The sequence below is a fragment of the Segatella copri genome, assembly GCF_026015465.1.
In the GTDB taxonomy this organism is placed as follows: Bacteria; Bacteroidota; Bacteroidia; order Bacteroidales; family Bacteroidaceae; genus Prevotella; species Prevotella copri_E.
In genome coordinates this window covers 62,010-82,399 of record NZ_JAPDUQ010000002.1, presented here as the reverse complement: position 1 = coordinate 82,399, position 20,390 = coordinate 62,010, and the positions used below count along the sequence as shown (strand labels likewise).

Genomic DNA, 20,390 nt, shown 5'->3' with positions numbered 1-20,390 from the left:
TTCTCCTATTTAAAATATCATTTACTCCATCCACTGGAAATCTTCCTGCAATTCCTGCGACAACGGATTGTCCATGTGGATATCATACAATATGGAACCATTCGTCGTTACATCCTTTCTCGGATTCTCCAAATGACCAGTTCCGATATAAGTATATGGCAGAGTGATACCATTCTCAGCACTCACCTTCCTCACAAACACCAATACCCTCTTGGCAGTTCGCTGCAAAGCCTCATCCTTAGCAGAGATACGAGCAATACTCTCCCACTGGAAAACATCTGGCGACAAGAACTTGTCATTATACTTCAAATGTTCATCCAGCGAGGCATCCTTCTTTAAACCCGCAAAGATATACATATTGCCATTTTTATAATAAGTGCCATACTGATTGTGCTTCGGATTCTCCAGGATTTTCAAGAGCACCTGGTCCTGACGATAATCCTGCCACAACAGAAAATCTTCTTTCGTGTCAGCATATCTTGCCTCATATTGCGTCAAACCATAGTTAAGCAAATCTTGCAGATATGCCTCATATTCTTCTTCTCTTTCGCCACATAAATGCACTTCATCCGCTTCTATCTTCACAGCAAATCCCTCTTCCAGGAATCGCAAAGCGTGCTCCAGTTGCTCATGCTTGAAACCAGGAATCTCCTCCTGGATATTGGCTTCTATATGCGATAACGTAGTCTCTCCGTTCAGTAAATTCTTGATTACCAAATACTCATGTTCTCTTACCAAAGGTAAAAGACCAGACAGATAATTGATACAAGCAATCTGCTCTTCTGAGAATACCGGCAAGCCCTCTTCTTCTATACCCTTCAAGAAACCATAATAAGAATTGGTTTTCTTGGAGCCAATCTTTATCTTCATGAATTTCAAGAGATTAGGAGCATAATCACTATTCATATAATCCATGTGCGATGGATAAGACGGAGTTTTCAGATATGCCTTGAAGTTCTGATAATCCATCTTCAGATAGTTGATGCGGTTGAAATTCTCGCTCTCAATCTTGTCGATGATTTCCTCTTTGGAAAGGTCATCGATGTGTACCTCAACGCCATATTTATCCAAACCCAAGCTCTTGAAATCATTCCTTACCATGAACTTCAAGAGTTTCTTTTCCAAAATAGAATTGCGGGAAAGACTGCCTAGCGCCAAGGCTATATGAACGCTACGCTTATAGCTGTTGCCAATGAAATCGAGTATCGTAACATAAGGCTTGTTTGTATACTTACGAAGACCTCGACCCAATTGCTGCAAGAAGATGGTACTCGATTCCGTTGGGCGCAGAAAGAGCACCATGTTGACACCAGGAATATCCACACCCTCGTTCAGGATATCTACAGCAAACAAGATTTCCAAATCCCGGTTTTCATCCTGTAAATCATTGTAAGCACGAATACGTTCACCGGTCTTGTTCTTACCGCTCAAGGAAGCTGTATGGTAATAATCACCCAGGTTATCAGCCATCATTCTGGCATGCTGGATGTTTCTACAGAAAGCCAGCGCCTTCAGCTTCTGGTTCCCCATTCGATGCTTCTCTATCTGTTGGTGGATAAACTCGCAGTTTTCAGGTGTAGAGATTTGCGAAATCAAACGGCGTTCGCCAGATGCTGTCAACCCATAATCAACCAGTTCGTCACGAATACCATAATAGTGGAAAGGCACAATCAGATCATTGATGATGGCATCACGAAGCCGCAACTCGTATGGGATATTATTGCCGAAAATCTCTACTACATCCTGATTATCCATTCGGTTCTCGGTAGCTGTCAAGCCCAGCAGGAACTCCGGCTCAAAATAGTCGATGATTTTCCGATAACTGTCTGCTACAGCATGGTGACACTCATCGATGATGATATAATCGAATTCCTTCTTATCAAAGAGTTCGAGCGAACGGCACATCGAAACATTGGTAGAGAACAGGAAATCCTCACCTGTTTCCTTTGCCTCCGCATTATACAGACCGCAGGTTTTAGAGCCACCAAAGACCTTTTGGAATGTCTCCAGGGATTTCTTCAAGATAGAGCCTTCATGTACGATGTAGAGCAATCTGTCGGGGTTAAAATTGAGCGCATCGAATGCTGCCAGATACGTCTTTCCTGAACCTGTGGCAGAAATCACCAAAGCCCTTTCCTGACCGATGGCACGATACCTGTTCAATTCCCTAAGTGCTTTGCGCTGCATATAATTAGGTTTGATTTCAGAATCCGCCATATCATAATCCATATCCCAATGCTCAATAGCAAAACTGAGTTTGGTAGAATATTCTTTAATTCTATCCTGCGATAATTCATACGTCTGATTCCATAGGCTTTCAAATTCATTCATTGCATCAAGATAAGCCTCGGTATCATGCTCGCAATTCACCACCAAATCCCACTCTATGTTTTTCAGCAAAGCATAGCGTGTGATATTAGAAGAACCAACAACCATTTCTATACCATTTTCCAGTTCGAAAATATAGCCTTTAGAATGGAAACCATTGGTGAAATAGTTCTTCTCATCGTGGAAACATTCATCGTCCAGATGGCACTGAAAATTAGGATATTGCGTTAAACTCAAAAAGTAGTTTAACGATTCAACATCCGTGAAATTCTGATAGGTAGAAGTGATGATTCTTCCTTTAGCTCCACGCTCTATAGCAGCACTAATGTCTTTAGCCAAGAGTACCAGGCCGGCTTTCTTGATAAAGCTGACTGAAAAAGCAAATGACTTGCAGCGGCGCAAGTTCATCTGAATGGTAGACAGGAAGGTTGTCTCTGTATAATTGGTCAAGAATCTAGATTCCATAAGTCTTGCATTTCTTTTATTGCGTACAAAAGTACAAAAAAGAATCCATTTACATCATTTTTTCTCCTATTTTTTTCGGCTTATTTATTACAATAGTTCGTTAATAATTCAATAATGTGCTAAGCAGCTATACGCTGTAAGCACGAGAGATCTTTGAAAATCTTGCTAATTAAAGTTCGGTTCGGGGTGTACCCGCTTGCTTTAAAAATTCGTTTCACCAGATAAATGTTGGTCATCAGTGACTTGAATGAAGACATAGAATATTCCATTCCCAGCTCCTTCATAGTTACCTTGGCAACATTTAGTGATGTGAACGAAGCATTGAAAGCAAAATCGAGTTTCCACTTATTGCGAGCCTGGCAGTCCATAAGACCAGTATAGCCTTTGGCGTCACGAAAGCAAAATTCGATCTGGAACCTGGTTCTATAATAAAGAAGTACCTCTTCACCCGAAAGTGAGGGGTCTGTAGAGAAGAATAGTTTCTTCTTGCCATTCGGCATCTGCCAGATGACAAGTCTAACTTTACACCTGAGTGCCTTGGAATAGGCTATCAAAGTATAAGCTGTTCCTTCTATATCTTTCATCTCCATCTTCCCTGTTTACCAAAGAAGCGCTTGGCAAGTGAGGCATTAAGATTGAGCCAGTCAATGCTTTTCGACTTTTTTAAGCCGAATGCGTTGCGATAGGTTTGCTCAACATGCAAGCCATACCTCCCCATTTGGGTGAAATTTATCTTTCTTGGTATTACCATGAACAAAATTATCACCTCGATGAGTATTTTCTCGAAACTTTTTGTTAACTTTGCAGCCGAATCTTCAACTGCATCTTTAAAGATATCCATATATTGGTCAAGTCCTGTATTCATATAATTTTGCGTTTGTCGTGATTTGCAAAGTTACTGAAAATCAGCGACTTGACCAACTTTTTTTTACAGTTAAGTTTTCATAAGCATTTCTTAATATAAGTTATTGATTTACAGACGATTAAATGTTAATTTAACGCAGTATTGTAGAATAATAATGTATAAAAAAACAAAATGAAAAAAGAGGAAGACTTTCCGTCTCCCTCTTTTCATTTATTTCTTTACATAGAGCTTGAATGCCTTCACGCTGCCTGGAGCACCCTGCTCGGCACGTGGCAAGTACTCGAAGGCAGAGATGGTAACTTCCTTGCCCATATCCACGATGCCGAGATGTGGGAAGTTGGCACCCTTCTCGGTCTGCCAGTAAGTGCTCTCCTGCAAGTCAAACATCTTGTCGAGTGTTGAGTTGCCCTTCTCGCTGTCGGCATAGAAGGCTACCCAGTTGTTGCGGTCGATGCGGTTGCCCTGTGCATCCTGCAGATAAACCTCGGCGATGGCAATCTGGCTGTCACCGCTCTGGCTGCTTTCTGCCTGGATGGCGAAGTAGCGACCGGTTACAGGCTTGTCGAGCTTGATGGTCTGCCAGCCGTTGCCAGCCTTGAACTCGCCCTTCAATACAGGAGTCTCTGAATTGAGATCCATGCGATGACCTGGCTCGTTATGCTTGTTGCTCTTTTCGAGATTCAGCTTGTCGAGCTCCGGATGATCCTGGCAGAAAGCGGTAGGAGCCACGGTAGAACCTGACTTTCCTGCTTCACCCTTAGGACCTACAACGTCGAGAACAATCACCTCGTTCTTGCCCTTCTTCAACCAGCAGCCTGGAAGATATAAGGTCTGCTGAGGACCAATCTGCCAGAAGCGACCGAGGGCATGTCCGTTGACGTAAACCTGACCCTTGCCGAATGCCTCCATATTAATAAAGGTGTCGCCCACCTTCTTCAGGTTGAAGTAGCCGCGATAGTAACCCGCCTTGGTCTGGAGACCGCGCATCTTGTTGGTTGGCATGGTGAGTGCCTTGACTGCAGTCTGGTAATCATCAGCGATGCTGCTGTTGTTCCAACGGGTAGGGGTGAGGGCAAGTTCGCAATCCTCTTTCTGTGTAGTGATGGTTACGTTGCCGATGATACCCTTGTAGTCCTTGATAGCACGACCGAAGTTGATTCTTCCCATACCTTCTACTACGATGGTGAGCTGTGCACCCTGTGGCATGGCTGGCAATTCGAGTGATTTCTCATTCTTTACACGGTCAATCTTGCCTACATACTTTCCGTTCACATATACCTGGGCAAAATCGTGGAACTCGCCGGTAAGGGTTGATGTACTTTCGATGGCTGGAACCTGGGTCTCGTAAACCATGGTTCCCCATCCCATATCCATATCCTCGAAGCACTGAGGAGCGTTGCTTTCTTTCTCCTTTCCGATACCATAGCTCAATGGCTTGTATTCGGTAAACTTGAACTCTGGTACCTTGATGATCTGCATCGGAGCCTTAGGTACGGCTGGCAACTTCTTGCCGTCGTTGTATTTCGCCATCATCTTCTGGAGTTCGTAGAACTTAGGAGTAGCCAATCCCCATTCGTTGATAGGGGCATCGTAATCATAGCTGGTTACGTCTGGCTGGAAACCAGGAGAGTTGGCACCTGCCCAATGGCCGAAGCTGGTTCCGCCGTGGGTCATATAGAGAGAGAAGCTGATGCCTTTGCTCAGCATCTCGTCCATTCCTTCTACCATATCCTTGGCAGGGCGGGTTTCGTGGCGGGCTCCCCACTTGTCGAACCAGCCGCTCCAGAACTCTGAACACATCTTGGGAGCATTCGGACGAACCTCGCCGAGACGCTTAAACTGCTGGTCGATGTTGGCACCCGTACCGAAGTTCATGGTCCAAGTCAGGTCATCGAGACCATTGTTCAGGAAGTTGGATGACCAGTCGCATTGGAAGAGGCTTACCTTATCAAATCCGCTCTTGCGGACGATGTCGCGGATGGCACTTACGTATGGCTTGTCCTTGCCGTAAGAACCATATTCGTTCTCCACCTGAACCATGATGATAGGACCACCATTCTGGATGGTGAGTGGAGCCAGCTGCTTGCCCACTTCCTTCTCGAAGATTTCTACTCGCTGCATGAAGTAAGGATCCTGCTCACGCAGACGGATATCCTTCTTCTTGAGGAGCCACCAAGGCAGACCACCCATTTCCCATTCTGCACAAACGTATGGACCCGGGCGAACGATGACATACATGCCGTTCTTCTGGGCGAGGCGGCAGAAAGCAGCCACATCGTTATTGCCAGTGAAGTCGAATTTGCCTTCCTCCTGCTCATGGATATTCCAGAACACATAGAGGCAGACGGTATTCATGCCAAGAGCCTTGCACATCTTGATGCGATGCTCCCAGTAGGCACGAGGAATACGAGGATAGTGTAACTCGGCAGCTTTAACCACGAAAGGTTTGCCATTGAGAAGGAATGTCTTGTCGCCGGTAGTGAAGGTGCCACCTTTTTGTGCCGCCATCATCTGAGCCGGTGCCAGTGCCAATAGTGAGGCAAAGGCTAATGTCTTGATTGAAGTTGTTACTGTCATTATACTTATTTTTTAGTATTCTTGATAAAACATTTGCAAAGATAACGGAAAATCTCCTTTATGAAGGATAAAAATCGTTCAATAAAGGGGATTTTTCGTTAAAAAGGGACTATTTCAATCATTTTTGCATAAAAGTCGTAATGCTTCGTGGAGCCAACTGCGTGGTTCCATCGCAACTTCCAATAGGCGCTAAACTCTCGGAAGAGATGTCACTGGTACGATACATCTGCCAGTTTTTCTGCTCATGATTATCGAGTTGGAAGTTGACAGGCTTCACATCCTCAGAATAGTTGATTGCCACAATCACCCATTTGCCGTTGGCATTCTGATAGGCAGAACACATTACTCCGTAAGGGTCGTTGTAGCCTTCCTCTATCTGCTTTCCGTCGGCAGAAGTTGTAGCGATATCGAAGCGCTGGGCACCTGGACGGATAAAGCGGGAATAGTTGCCGAGTACCCACATCAACTTGGAATCTACTGCCCAGCCGCTCTTCCATCCATCCTTGCTGTATATGCGGATGAGTCCATCGCGGTAGTCACCGCCTGCAGAACGCCACCAGCTCCAGCTCTCGGCATTGGCATATACCAGGTCATGATGGATGACACGAGCCACATAGAGGGCTGTCTTCATCGAGAAGTCGTAAGGAGTTCCGCCGCCAATCTCCTCGTCGTTGCCCATGATGCAGAGTTCTGTTTGCCAGAACTTGATGTTCTTCTGCTTACATGCTTCCCTAATCTTCATTCTGATTTCTCTCATGTATGGGATAGGGGTATTGGTCCAGTAGCTATGAGCACCGATGAGAGGGAGGAGTTGCTTGGTCTTGCCCAGATAGGTCTGCGTACTGTCCTTGGTGAAGAAGGAGTTGATTTCGTAGCCTCGCTGCCAGTCGGCCATGTGGGTGCCAAGCATGCAGCGATAGTCGCTCGACTCATTGATGAGAATCTCGGTGTTGAGCTTGTTTTTTACCAATGCTTTGCTTACCTCCTTTGCCACCTTGGCAAACTCGCGGTTGGTGGCTGGGGTTCCTTCCTGCTTCGGTCCTGTCCAGTTCCAATGTCCATCCGGCTCGTTGATAGGGCTGATGTAGTTGAAGTGGATGCCATCGTGCTCTTCGATGCCTTTGAGAGATGTGGCGATGAACTTTCCGAATTTGCCGTAGCAATCATCCTTCAGATTGATGGTGCCGCCGCGCCCTGTGTTGGTTGCGAGTCCGTTCTTGGTATAGAACACGGGTGCTGAGTTGCAGAAGGCGAGGAAATAAGGCACACCTCTCTGCTTGGCGAGCTTGAGAAACTTGCGCTGTCCAGCCTGTTTGCTCCAGTCGTAGGTGCCGTCAGCATTGAGAAAGCATTGGGTTCTTGTGCCCGGCTGAATCTGCGAAGCCTCTCCCTGTTCCTCGCTTCCGGCTCCCAGATTGAATCGCCAGATAGACAAGCCGATGCCTTTAGGTTTGCCTAAGGCATCATTCTCGGTAGAGAAGAGCCAGTCGGCAATCTGCTCCTGCTGTTTCTCTGACCATAGACCGAGAAACTGCATACTCCATGCATCGCTGGCACCGAAGTGCTGGATGTGCTGCTCCGGGCTTTGGGTAAGGATGGTATAACGGGTTGTTCCTTCCTGTGCTGCCTGCATGTTGATGCTGGCGATGAGCAATGCAGATAAAGCACCGTATTTCATATAATTATGTGCCATAATAGAATTTTATGTTTGATGAGTTGTTCAAAAGCAGATGGATGCCCTTGCTGTTATTTTATCACGAATTTCTTTCCGTTTTGGATATAGATACCCTTGGCGAGTCCTTCTGTAGAATCTGCATGTTTGCGAACCAATTTGCCCTCGATGCTGTAGATGTCATTGCTACCGGCCTTATCTGCCTTGATATGGCTAATGCCAGTATTGATGGCATCTTCGAAATCAATCACGATGGTTACAACGCTCTTGGTTGGGATGGCAATCAGCTTATCCAGACTGAAACTGCTCTTGATGTGCTTCAGGTTTTCTTTCGCAGATGTGCGGTAAACGTTGATATCCTTGGCTGCCTTCTGTCCCTCAATGTTGATGCGTACACTGTTTTGTGATGCCATCATGTTTACATATACTAAAACGATTCGTTTGCCATCTGGAGAAAGATAGGCAGATCCCAGAAGCTTATTGAGATTTTCTTCCTTATTGGTGATATGGTCGATACGCTTGTAACCAGGGCGGATGAAACGGCTGTAGTTGCCGAGTACCCAGAGGTTACTGTTGTCGGTGATGGTACCGCCGTTCTGGATATCACCATAGCTCTCGTTGTTGTTATCGCCCTGGGTATTCATTCGCAAGAGATAGAAGCGGTTCTTCTGTCCCCATTTCTCTTGTGCGAAAGAGGTCCAGTAGCTCCATGATGCCATATTGCCGTAGGTGAGATCGCAGTGGATAAGCTTACCCATATAGAGCGAGATGTCCATATAGCTGGCTGCATCGTAACTGGAAGGGAAACCTGCTGAAGTGGATGGCTCCTTATCGAGCATGCTCCATTCGGTTTGATATACATCGAGATTGTATTCCTGAGCCTTGTTCCATACGTTCTGACGGATGTCCTTCAGGTCGGCATTCGTGCCGAAGGTCCAGTAGCTATGACCAGCGATGGCTCTTTTCAGGTTTTTCAAGTCGCCGATGTAGGTGCTGCTGTTGCTGGTATTGAAGAAAGCCTCTATCTGGTTGTTGGCTCTCTTCTCGGTTCCGTCTTGATAGAGTGCCTTCCATTGGCAGGCTTCCGGCAGGAGTATCTGGGCAGAGAGTCCCTGGTCGGTAATGCTTTTGTCCAACTCTCGGGCGAGCTTGGCGATGCACTCGTTGGTCCATGGTGAACCTTCCTGACCTTCAGTCCAATCGTATTGTGGCTCGTTTACCGGATCAATGAGGGTTATGTTGTAGCCTTTGTCGGTGAAGTGTTTGGTTGTTGTCGTGAGGAATTTGGCAAAGTCGGCATAGTGATTGTCTGCGAGATTGCTTCCGCTCACACCCTTGTTGGCGCATGCCTTGCCGTTTTTGGTAAACTGTACTGGGGCTGAATTGGAGAAGAGCAGAAAATGATCTACTCCATATTTCTTGGCTTGCTGCATGAAGTATTGTTGACCTGCCGACTTGGTCCAGTCGTAGTTGCCATTGGCATCTAGATAGCAGTAGCCACGTCGGGTGATGTCTTCGATGCCGCTTTGGCTGCCTTGTTCTGCTGAACCGGCACCCAGGTTTACGCGCCACATTGAGAGACCGATGCCTTCTGGGTTACCATCGGCATCCATTTCCTGGCTGAAGAGCCATTTCGCCGATTTCTCTTTTTCTGCATCACTGAAATATTTGCCCACAAAATCGGCTGTCCAACAGTCGCTTGATCCGAAGTCTGCTATGGTCTGATAGCAGATGTTGGGGTTTACGGTGACCTTATATGATGATTGCGCATATAAGTTGGCAGTCATCATCAAGGCAGCTGTGAGGCTGAAGATGGATGTTTTTTTCATTTGCTGAGGCTTTATATATAATTAAAGTGTATGGATAACAATATTTTTATGAAAGAAAAGGGGCAGGACAAGAGATTTGTCCTGCCCCTTTGATATTTTAGTTGTAACCTTCGTTCTGCTTGATGGTTCCGTTACTCATGGTAATTTCTGAGTTAGGGATGGCGAAGAGAAGGTCGCGAGGTGCCTGGAAGTTGATACCCTCGTTGCTGTTCTCCTGCTGGTTGGTGGTCTCGTATGGGTCGGTAGATTCCTCCATGTTGTACTTCACGAAAGTACCGTTAGGACCGAATACGTGTTCCATCATTGTCTTTCCATCATCCATCTTCCAGCGGCGCAGGTCGTCGAGGCGGGTCCCCTCAAGTGCCAGCTCCAGACGGCGCTCGGTGCGGATAGCATCACGAAGGGCTGTACCTGTGGCGGTAACTTCTGGAAGTTGAACACGCTGGCGTACCTTGTTGAGTGCCCACTGTGCCTCACTGTCGTGATTGAGAGCATTCTCTGTCTCTGCATACATCAGCAATACCTCTGCATAGCGGAGCAAGCGGATGTTCAATGGATTGTGAGGTGCATCGTATGGACTAGGGCGCCTGTTCACTGGGATGAAGAGCTTCATGTTGCAACGGCCAGACTTATGCTTGCTGGCTGAAATCACGTATGGGTTGTCCTCATTCCATGTTGGGTCACCAGGAACTTCTGTCTGTCCATCGTGAAGGATGGTATAGCGAAGTCGAATCTCGTCTCCTGCATCCTTGAAAGCCTTTTCCAGGTTGCTGGTAGGAAGACCCCATGCCCAACCAGCGTCGTCACGTGAACCAACCAAGACAGAGTAGCGCTCACCCAGAGAATACTGGGTATCATCACTGGTCTGAATCTCGAAGAGACTCTCCTTGCCATTGTTATAGTCGATGTTCCAAACCTGGCTAAAGTCATCCATCAGTTCATATTCCGGTGTTCCGCTGGCATGAGAGCCACGGCAGGTGAGTTCCTGCAGGATAGGCTCAGCTTCAGCATACTTACCCTGGTAGAGATATGCCTTTGCCAACATACCCTTGGCAGCACCGCTGGTAGCACGACCGATGTCGTTGGCAGATAACTCTGCCTTCTTTGGAAGATCGGCGAGGGCATCCTTGAAGTCCTGCTCAATCTGAGCGTAGGTTTCTGCGCTGGTAGCTCGGGTGATACCCTGAACCTCAGAAGGCATCTTGAGTGACATTACCAATGGTACACCGCCAAAGTTCTTCACCAGTTCGAAGTAGTAGAAACCGCGGAGGAACTTAGCCTCGGCAATCAGTCGCTTCTGATACTTCTCGTCGTTGAATTTCAGTTGTGCAATCTTTTCTATGGCGATGTTGCACTGGGTGATACCCTTGTAGCGATACTGCCAGAAGTTCTGTACGGTATTACCCAACTCGATGGTGTTGCCGGTAAACATGGCTGCTACTCTATATTCACCCGGGTCCTGTGTGGTGTTACCCATCCAGCAATCATCGGTGGTAATGTTGCAGAGGTTGTAGAATTTGTAAATCTGCCACCAGTCATCACATGCGATGAAGTTGTAGCAACCGGTAATCTGCTTTTCACATTCTTCCTCGGTGGTGAAGTAGTTCTCCATATCCTGCTGACCGCGGATAGGCTCCTCAAGGAAGTCGGAGCAAGATGTCAAGCCCATAGTCAAGGCAGAAGCCAAGGTCAAACCTATGATATATCTTTTCATAATCTTGTTTCTTATTTTAATGATTACATATATTATAATAATGTATATTCCCTGCGATTAGAAGCTCATGTTCAAACCGAAGAGGAAGGTACGTGGGTTAGGATAACCTGTGTAGTCGATACCTGCCTCTGTTACACTTTTACCCATTGATGCTGCTTCTGGATCTGCACCAGAGTAGTTGGTGATGGTAAAGAGGTTCTGAGCTGAGAATGACAAACGCAAGTTCAGCTTGTTGTTGAACCACTGCTTAGGCAAGGTGTAACCAATCTGGAGCAACTTGCAGCGGAAGTAAGAACCATCCTCTACGAAGAAGTCGCTTACTCGCTTGTAGTTCATGTTGGAATCGTTGACAGAGAGGCGAGGGAATTCTGCACCTGTGTTGTCGGTTCTCCAGGTCTTGTCGTAAGTGCCGGCATATACATTCTGACCGTCGGTTCCTGCATAGCGACCGATGTTCTTGTTGAAGATGTCGTTGCCGAAGGTTCCGTAGAAGTTGGCTACGAGGTCGAAGCCCTTGTATGCCGCATTCAGGTTCAAACCTATCATGAGGTCTGGGAATGGATTACCGATATGAGTCTTATCGTTGCTGTCGATAACGCCATCATTATTCAAATCCACGAAGCGGAGGTCACCTGGCTTGGCATTTGGCTGCAATGACTCGCCATGCTCGTTGGTGTATGACTTCACTTCTGTCTCGTTCTGGAAGATACCTGCTGTCTTGTAACCCCAGAACTGGCTGAGAGATTCGCCCTCGGCATTGCGAACGATGTAGTCGCCACTGAATCCACCTGTCCAGATGTAGTCACCATTCAGTTTCACTGCCTTGTTCTTCACCTGAGAAAGATTTAGACCTACGCCGTAGGTGAAGTCCTGGATTTGGTCGTTCCAATTGATACCAAGTTCCCAACCAGATGCCTTCATTTTACCTACGTTCTCCCACATCTGTCCGTTCCACATTGGGTAACCGAGGATGAGGAGGTTGTCTTTCTTCATCAGCATATCGTGAGATGTCTTCTCGAAGTAATCCGCTGTAATCTTCAGGCGGCTCTGGAGAAGAGCAAGGTCAAGCCCCACGTTCCAGTCCTCCACGGTTTCCCACTTCAGGTTAGTGTTTCCGATACCGCTCACAGTAGAACCGATGATGCGGTTTGGAGTTCCACCGAATACATAGGTTGTTGTACCGATAGAGCTGAGATATGCCGAGTTGTCGATGTTCTGGTTACCAACCTTACCCCAACCAGCACGGATCTTGATGTCATCAAACACCTTCTGGTTCTTCATGAACTCCTCGCCGGTAAGGCGATAAGCTCCAGATACAGATGGGAAGGTAGCCCATTTGTTGTCCTTGGAGAACTTGGAAGAACCATCCACACGGATAGATGCTGTGAGGTAGTACTTCTCTGCGTAGTTGTACATTACACGTCCCAGGTAAGATACCAGCGAAGTGAAGCTGTCGGTACCCGTAGCTGCCGGGTTCTTGGTTCCTGAACTAGGGTAGCGCAGAGACTCATCATTATTTGGAATGTTCTCTGAGTAAGCATTAGCCCAGTAGTCCTGGAAGCGCTCCATAGTGTAACCGCCCATCAAGTTGATGTTGTGTTTCTTGTTGAGGGTTGTCATGTAGTTCACTGTGTTGGTCCAGTTCCAGTCCACCCAGTTCTCCATCTTTCTGGTAGCATTGTTGTTCTGGTTCTGCTCCAGGTTGTCGATGAAGAAGTTAACGTTGAACGAATCGGTTCTGCGGAAGCGGGCGTTCAAGCCGAATGCTGATTTGATGGTCAATCCCTTGATTGGAGTGAGACTTACGTATGGAGTTGCGAGCAATCCATATTCGCTAGCACCAGAGTCCATACGTGCCATAGAAGCCACTGGGTTCCATTCCTGGTTGTTGTGCGAACGGTCATAGTTGCTGTATGGATTGCTGGTCCATTCGCTTTTTGGTCGCATCACTGGAGTAGTTGGATCCATCGCCATGATGGCACTCATCAGTCCTGGGGTGTCATCCCACTGCTCGTAGCGAGGAGTGAAGTCAACACCAGCCTTGACAATCTTATTGAAATTGTATTCGGTAGAGAAACGTGCAGAGAGTTTCTGCCACTGACCTACCTTGTACTGAGAATCCTGCTTGTAGTACCCGATGCTTCCAGAGTAGATCATCTTGTCGTTACCGCCAGAGAAAGAGATGTCGTAGTTCTGCTGTACGGCTACATCGTTGATACATTCTTTCCACCAGTCTGTATAGGTATCAGCGCTTCCCTTGAAAGGAGAAACGTTGCCATCATTGGTATAACGAGCATCAAACACTTTCTTGTATTCCTGAGAGTCTGCCATATTCTGCTTCTTCAATGTTTGGAGACCTACGGTGGCTGTGACATTGAATTTGGCATCTCCCTTCTTGCCTTTTTTGGTGGTGATCAAAATCACACCATTCGAAGCACGGGTACCATAGATAGCTGATGCAGAGGCATCCTTCAATACCTGCATGCTCTCAATGTCGTTCTGGTTGAGGAAGTTGATGTTGGTACCTACAGGCATACCATCTACAACGTAGAGAGGATCAGAACCATTCACGGTAGTGACACCACGGATGATGACACGAGGAGAAGCACCAGGACCACCGGCGCCACTGATCTGTACACCGTTCACCTGACCCTGAAGGGCGTTCATCACGTTACCGGTAGAGAGCTTTTCCAGCTTGTCGCCCTTGATGGCTGAGATAGAACTGGTGAGGTCGCCCTTCTTTACCTGACCATAACCGATGACAACCACCTCGTTCAAGTCGTTGGCATCGTCCTTCAGCACAAAGTTGATCTGTGAACGGTTGCCAACCTTTTCTTCCTGGTTTGCCATACCTACGTATGAGATAACAAGGGTAGCGTTCTTGTCGGCATCGATGGTATAATGACCATCCAGGTCGGTAACAGCACCTCTGTTGCTACCTTTCACCTTGATGTATGCTCCAATAACTGGTTCGTTGTTGCTGTCCACGACATTACCCGTCACTTTCACGCTCTGAGCGTTCATATTGAGGGCGAAACTGGTTGCCATGGCTGCTATGATATATTTCTTGTTCATATTACAATGTTTCTAATATTCTAGATGACTGTTCTTTCACACGTGTTATACTATTTGATAGGGATGATGCGAGAACGCAAGAGAGCGTAGTCGAACTCGAAGAGGTACTTTCCTGTAGCAGGAACCCTTACCGCTTTCATGTTGTCACCGCCGTTGAGCTTGTTGGCCTCGTTCTCATCCGAACCATCGAAGCGCCAGTAAGGCTCTGGCCACCAACCCCACCAGTGAGTCTGGCTGATGGTGAATTCAATTTCATCACCTGCCTTGAGGTTCATTTCGCGATAGAGGCGATATGGGTTGTTCTCGTCCTGATTCAAGATGAATGCACCTGCGTTCTGATTGGTTGTCCATTCGCCGGCTCCCTCTGGCAAGTAACCCTTACCTGCTAGACAAATCTGTGCAGGCTGTGCGCCAGAACCGTCGTTGAAGTCAATCGTGGTAGAACCGTTGAGGGTCATCTTCTTGGTTGTAGGAGTATATTCCTCTACCTTGTATTCACCTGTGATGATGTTGAAGTTGATTTCGTAGTAACCCACCTTTTCCAAGATGATAGGCTTTGCATCGCTAGCCTTGCGGGTGAGCAAACCTGTCTTCTCGTCAACACCGAAGCAGAGAGGAACGAAATCAGTCTTCTGTGGAATGAAGCGTATGCCTGTGCCTGGCTTCTGGTTGTAGTAGCGGGCACGATACTGGAATTCGCCTACGTGATCAACCAGCATTGGTACACCATAAACATCGCTTGTCAGTTCTGCTGCTGAGTTGACATCTGCAAGATACATCTTCTCAAAGTCAACCAAGTCGCTGACGATGATGGTGCTCTTCTGCTCGGTCATGTTGTCCATACTGTCATACACCTTGATGCTCATCTCGTAATCGGCATCTTCTGATGGGAATGTATATTCCTCGCTGTATTCGTACTCGGTACCAGAGAGTGTTACCTCGTCGTGCTTGTTGATGCCAGGAATATCAATGACCAACTTCTTCAACGACTTGTTGTCGGATACGGCAACATTGAGCAGGAATATTGGGTCTTCCTTCATCACGTTCACCTTATTAGATGGTGCTACTGTGAATACCGGGAAGGTAAAGTCGCCGTCACCCTTGATGGTGATGTTGGCTGTTGATACTTTTCCCACCACGTCTTCAACGGTCACTTCCAAAGGAAAGCTGGAGTTGTCGGTCCAGTCGTCTGCAGGAGTATAAGCATAGTCGAGGTTATACTCATGGAGCAGGGAATCTTTGTAGATGTCGAGCAGGTTGATGGTCTTGTCGAGGAGCATTCCCTCGTTCTTGAGTCGGATAGACTTGATACCGTCGGCATCGCTAATCTTACCTGTGATGTTGAAGGTACGTCCTGGTTCTGCATGAATCAGGTCTGATGTTAATGAAATCGTTGGATTCTGACCATCCACTGTAGGATAATCATCATCGTTACTGCATGCCTGGAATGTGAATCCACCCAAAGCAATTGCAGCCCATAAAAGGACATTCTTTAGATTAAATGGTTGATGTGCCATAAGACATTCTTTTTAGTTATTTATATTTGTTGTTTTGTTTATTATGCGTTAGTTGAGTAACTTTGTGTTAGTTGAACAACTTGCGTGTTGTTTATTCGGTTGCAAATGTACGGCGATTATTAGGAATTAATGGAGAAAAATCATTCAAAAGGGGGCATAAATCGTGCAGTGAAGGATTTGTGCCTCTGTTTTTCTCGTTTTTTTGCTTGTTTTTGCCCGATTTTTGGCGTTTTTTTGTTAATTTTGCAGCAAATTGAAAATTAAAAACCATATACCTTCGATGAATATGATAGAAATAAAAAAGACACTTTGGGTGGTCTTCATCTGTTTGATGGGGCATATTGTTGCCTTGGCTCAGAAGTATCAGGTAAGACCATTGGACTTGGAGCAGGGCTTATCGTGCAATTATGTTGTAAGCATAGCGCAAGATAAATATGGCTTTCTTTGGTTTGCTACCGAAGAAGGATTGAATCGGTTTGATGGTAATAGCTTCTTTACCTATTACAAGCAAAGAGACAGAAAGGGCATATCCAGTAGTGAGTTGAACTGTGTGATTGATGATGCCAAGAAACCTGTTGTCTGGATTGGAACCAAGAATGATGGTCTCAATTCCTTTAACTATCAAACAGAAGAATGGCATAGCTATAAGCATGACGGCAAGAATCCTTCCAGCATCGCAACGAATGATATTACGCATATCACACCCTCTGCCAATGGTAAACTCTGGATTACCACCTATTGGAAAGGTGTAGAACTGTTTGATCCCGAAACCGGCAGGTTTGTGCATTTTGATAAAGATAGAGTGCAAGGTTTGCCTGATAACCAATTGTGGTGTGTGCTCGATTTGGGAAATGGCAATCTTTTGGTGGGACATGTCAAGAGTGGATTATCCATCATGGATACCCAACATTTAACTGCCCGGAATTTTAAGCACAACGCCCAAGACATCTACTCTATTTCGGGTAATGAGGTAATTTGTCTGTATCGCGACAAAAAAGGAACGATATGGATCGGTACTAATATGGGTATAGATATTTACGACCCACTTAGCCAGCGATTTCTGCATGTGGCGGATCAAACCATCAAGAATCATCGTATTTTTGATTTCTGTGAATTGCCGAATGGTAATATGCTTGTAGCAACCGAGCAGATGGGTATAGCTGTATTGGATGTTGCCAACAAATCATTTACTGCAAGTACTCAAATTCCATGTTCTTTCATCAGCGAGGGGTTGGAAGAATTTAATCTTACGGGTAATAGTGTGCGAAGCCTATTGCTAGATAAATATAATAATGTATGGGCAGGATTTTATGGTAGCGGCATCAATTTCCTGACTCAATCTGTTGCACCATTCAGTACCATTCGGGCTGGTGTTCCTGATCAGCTGGAACGACTTACGGAGAAATCTGTGATGGGATTGGTTTTCGATAAGAATGGGCAGCTATGGGTAGGTACTGATGGTAAAGGACTGAATGTCTTCTCGCCAGAAAAAAAACGATTGGCTACCTATGAACATGAAGGTGGCAGTATCGTGGCAGCTGCAACTCGAGATAGCAATGGTAATTTGTGGTTTGGATCTTTCTTTCAGGGTGCTACCGTAAAGATGGCGGGTGGAGGTTTCCGCAAGGTTTTGCCAGATGCGCATGAAGATGTCAGATGTTTCTATGAAGATGACAAGCAGCAGATGTGGATAGGTACCGCTCATGGCATCTATGTGGTTGATATCAAGCGGATGAAGGTGGTAAATAATTATCATCTTGGCAATGATATGGTACGTGCCATCTGTATGGATGCACAGCATAGAGTCTGGGTGGGCTATTTCGGCATTGGCATTGAGGTGTTTTCGCCTCAAATGAAGCGGATCAAGTCGTTTAATTCAACTAAGGGTGAAAAAGAATATATTCCTTCCAACGCAGTGAATCAACTGATGCGTGATTCCCAAGGTCGTATTTGGGCAGCTACCAACGAGGGAGCCATCTGCTTTGATGTAAAGCATCAGGATAGACACGTGATTTATGACCAGAGACAGGGAATGAGCAATATCCATGTGCGTGCCATTATAGAAGATGAGATGCACAACATCTGGATGAGCACCAATCGTGGTATCAGTTGCTTAAAGGCAGGAAAAGCTGGTAGGTTTATCAATTTTAATGAGAAAGATAATGTCGTTAAGGCTAATTTCAACGATGGTAGTGTGGCTCGTTCCGAACAGGGTATTATCTATTTTGGTTCGGCTCAGGGATTATGCTGTTTCCAGCCAAGACAAGTCTTGTCTGTCAGTCGGGCTCCTGAACCGATAATTACTTCGTTGCGGCTGATTCGTGGTATAGAGCAAACTGATAGTGTCATCAATCTTGCCATACGCAACCATATCTCGTTGGCGTATGATGAAAATTCCTTTGCGATAAATTTTACCGTGAAGAACTTTGCCATGGAGAACTATGTGGAGTATAGCTATATGCTTTCTGGTTTGCAGAATGATTGGATTACAGCACAGAATGGAACCATTACTTTACGTGATATTCCATCAGGAACCTATCAGTTGCAGGTACGAGCTCGCTTTCATAACCAGCCATGGTCTTCTGAAATAGCCGAGTTTACCATCATCGTTCGGCCTCCGTTCTGGCTTTCATGGTGGGCTAAGTTGTGCTATACCTTATTCGTTTTGGCGATAGTGTATCTGGCTTTGAGAATATATCAGCGTCATCTCCGCTTGAAATTCGAGTTGAAAGCAGAAAAGGTGAACCATGAGAAGGAACAGAAACTCAACGAGGAACGCCTGCGCTTCTTTACTAATATCACTCACGAACTTCGCACGCCACTTACGCTGATTCTCGGTCCGCTCGATGACATCTCGCATTCGTCGGATATTACGAAGGCCGTGAAGCATAAGCTGGCGGTGATATATCAGAGTGCGGTGAGATTGAACGAACTGATTACGCAGATATTGGAATTCAGAAAGACGGAGACCGACAACCGTCAGCTTCGTGTAGTGAAGGCAAACGTGGTGGATGCCGTGCATGAGGTTTCTTTGAAGTACGAGGAATTGGCACAGAAGCCTGACGTAGCCATCAAGTTTGTGGCTCCAGAGAATCCGATTATGATGTATATCGACAAGGAGGTCATCGCCATTATCTTGGATAATCTGGTATCGAATGCCATCAAATATACCGATCAGGGTAATATTGATATCAGTGTGGAGCGTCGTCGCAGCGGGGAACGTCATCTGGTAGATATCACGGTGAGTGATACGGGCCATGGCATCTCTGCAACGGCATTGCCGCATATTTTCGATCGCTATTATCAGGAGAATGGACCCCATCAGGCTTCCGGCACAGGTATCGGTCTCTCGCTGGTCAAGAAGTTGGTGACCCTGCATCATGGTGAAGTGAAGGTAGAAAGCAATCTGGAGCAGGGTACCAGTTTCATCGTCACTCTGGATGAGAATGAAATTTATCCCGATGCCTTGCGAGGTGATGAGAATGCTTCTGCTAAATTGCAGGGTAATGATACTGCATCTGGTGTCCTCAATTTGGAGGAAGCTGTGCTCAGTGTGGAGAATGGCAAGCCGTTGCTCCTCGTGGTAGAGGACAATAGGGAGATACTCGACTATGTGGCAGAATCGTTTATTGACGAGTTTGATGTGTTGAAGGCTGGTGATGGTCGGGAAGGATTGGCTTTGGCATTGAATAAGGTGCCTGATGTAATCATTTCAGATGTCATGATGCCAAATATGGATGGCAATGCCATGTGCAGGGCCTTGAAGAAAGATATACGCACGAGTCATATTCCTATCATTCTTCTTACGGCGAAGGATTCTTTCGAAGCCAAGGAGAAGGGCTATGACTCGGGTGCCGATTCGTATATCACCAAACCTTTCACGCATTCGCTCTTGCGTAGCCGAATCCTTAACCTCTTGCAGCAGCGTCGGCGTGACAAGATGCTGATACAGGAATCGAAGGAAACCAATTTGGCACAGAAGAAAGAGCAGTTGAGGGAATCGCTCAATAAGGTAGATCAGGAATTCTTTGACAAGTTGAATAAGCTGATAGAAGAGAATATCAGTGGTGATGTGGATGTTAACTTGATTGCCAGTAACTTGGCGGTAAGTACCAGTACGCTCTATCGCAAGATGAAGGCGCTCACGGGTATATCTACCAACGAATATATCCGCAAGTATAAGATGCAGTATGCCGAGCATTTGCTTCTGGAGGGTAAGTATAGCATCAGTGAGATCTCCTTTATGGTAGGTATGAATAGCGTGGCTTATTTCCGCCGGTGTTTCAAGGCTGAATATGGGGAGATTCCTTCTGAATATCTCAAGAAATTGCAGAAAATGTAATATTGG

At 46.2% G+C, this 20,390-nt stretch carries 11 protein-coding genes; 1 reads left to right on the top strand and 10 read right to left on the bottom strand.

The window, feature by feature from the left end:
- Positions 1–21: 21 nt before the first annotated feature.
- The 10 genes from ONT08_RS07165 to ONT08_RS07120 form a co-directional block, all read right to left on the bottom strand.
- Positions 22–2,793 (bottom strand): DUF3427 domain-containing protein, encoded by a 2,772-nt coding sequence (locus tag ONT08_RS07165; RefSeq protein ID WP_264959607.1) that lies wholly within the window; start codon positions 2,791–2,793, stop codon positions 22–24.
- 119 nt (positions 2,794–2,912) lie between these two features.
- Complete coding sequence (locus ONT08_RS07160) at positions 2,913–3,377, bottom strand: hypothetical protein (protein ID WP_234699085.1); 465 nt, start codon at positions 3,375–3,377, stop codon at positions 2,913–2,915.
- Positions 3,374–3,658: a hypothetical protein gene (locus ONT08_RS07155; RefSeq protein WP_264959606.1), complete on the bottom strand. Its 285-nt coding sequence runs from the start codon at positions 3,656–3,658 to the stop codon at positions 3,374–3,376. Before ONT08_RS07155 ends, ONT08_RS07160 begins: the two co-directional genes overlap by 4 nt.
- Before the next feature lie 210 nt (positions 3,659–3,868).
- Positions 3,869–6,235, bottom strand: coding sequence for a beta-galactosidase (locus ONT08_RS07150; RefSeq protein ID WP_153079729.1), 2,367 nt, complete (start codon positions 6,233–6,235; stop codon positions 3,869–3,871).
- A 118-nt stretch (positions 6,236–6,353) separates the two neighbouring features.
- The gene (locus ONT08_RS07145; RefSeq protein ID WP_181975380.1) at positions 6,354–7,913 is read right to left on the bottom strand and encodes a glycoside hydrolase; all 1,560 of its coding nucleotides are present in this window, start codon (positions 7,911–7,913) and stop codon (positions 6,354–6,356) included.
- A gap of 68 nt (positions 7,914–7,981) precedes the next feature.
- A complete protein-coding gene (locus ONT08_RS07140) occupies positions 7,982–9,736 on the bottom strand; it encodes a glycoside hydrolase (protein ID WP_118200802.1) in 1,755 nt (584 codons plus the stop codon).
- A gap of 97 nt (positions 9,737–9,833) precedes the next feature.
- Positions 9,834–11,450 (bottom strand): RagB/SusD family nutrient uptake outer membrane protein, encoded by a 1,617-nt coding sequence (locus ONT08_RS07135; protein ID WP_264911562.1) that lies wholly within the window; start codon positions 11,448–11,450, stop codon positions 9,834–9,836.
- Between the two features lie 57 nt (positions 11,451–11,507).
- Complete coding sequence (locus tag ONT08_RS07130; protein WP_264959605.1) at positions 11,508–14,525, bottom strand: SusC/RagA family TonB-linked outer membrane protein; 3,018 nt, start codon at positions 14,523–14,525, stop codon at positions 11,508–11,510.
- Positions 14,526–14,575: 50 nt separating this feature from the next.
- A complete protein-coding gene (locus ONT08_RS07125) occupies positions 14,576–16,042 on the bottom strand; it encodes a hypothetical protein (RefSeq protein WP_228115395.1) in 1,467 nt (488 codons plus the stop codon).
- 91 nt (positions 16,043–16,133) lie between these two features.
- Positions 16,134–16,313, bottom strand: coding sequence for a hypothetical protein (locus tag ONT08_RS07120; protein ID WP_147330173.1), 180 nt, complete (start codon positions 16,311–16,313; stop codon positions 16,134–16,136).
- 15 nt (positions 16,314–16,328) lie between these two features.
- Here ONT08_RS07120 and ONT08_RS07115 point away from each other — a divergent pair, with 15 nt between their 5' ends.
- Positions 16,329–20,384, top strand: coding sequence for a hybrid sensor histidine kinase/response regulator transcription factor (locus ONT08_RS07115; protein ID WP_264959604.1), 4,056 nt, complete (start codon positions 16,329–16,331; stop codon positions 20,382–20,384).
- Positions 20,385–20,390 lie beyond the last annotated feature (6 nt).

Bases quoted from the DNA above. Each gene is read 5' to 3' on its own strand.
- ONT08_RS07115 (WP_264959604.1), top strand. From the start codon at position 16,329: ATGATAGAAATAAAAAAGACACTTTGGGTGGTCTTCATCTGTTTGATG.
- ONT08_RS07150 (WP_153079729.1), bottom strand. From the start codon at position 6,235: ATGACAGTAACAACTTCAATCAAGACATTAGCCTTTGCCTCACTATTG.
- ONT08_RS07160 (WP_234699085.1), bottom strand. From the start codon at position 3,377: ATGAAAGATATAGAAGGAACAGCTTATACTTTGATAGCCTATTCCAAG.
- ONT08_RS07165 (WP_264959607.1), bottom strand. From the start codon at position 2,793: ATGGAATCTAGATTCTTGACCAATTATACAGAGACAACCTTCCTGTCT.
- ONT08_RS07120 (WP_147330173.1), bottom strand. From the start codon at position 16,313: ATGGTTTTTAATTTTCAATTTGCTGCAAAATTAACAAAAAAACGCCAA.
- ONT08_RS07140 (WP_118200802.1), bottom strand. From the start codon at position 9,736: ATGAAAAAAACATCCATCTTCAGCCTCACAGCTGCCTTGATGATGACT.
- ONT08_RS07145 (WP_181975380.1), bottom strand. From the start codon at position 7,913: ATGAAATACGGTGCTTTATCTGCATTGCTCATCGCCAGCATCAACATG.
- ONT08_RS07135 (WP_264911562.1), bottom strand. From the start codon at position 11,450: ATGAAAAGATATATCATAGGTTTGACCTTGGCTTCTGCCTTGACTATG.
- ONT08_RS07125 (WP_228115395.1), bottom strand. From the start codon at position 16,042: ATGGCACATCAACCATTTAATCTAAAGAATGTCCTTTTATGGGCTGCA.
- ONT08_RS07130 (WP_264959605.1), bottom strand. From the start codon at position 14,525: ATGAACAAGAAATATATCATAGCAGCCATGGCAACCAGTTTCGCCCTC.
- ONT08_RS07155 (WP_264959606.1), bottom strand. From the start codon at position 3,658: ATGAATACAGGACTTGACCAATATATGGATATCTTTAAAGATGCAGTT.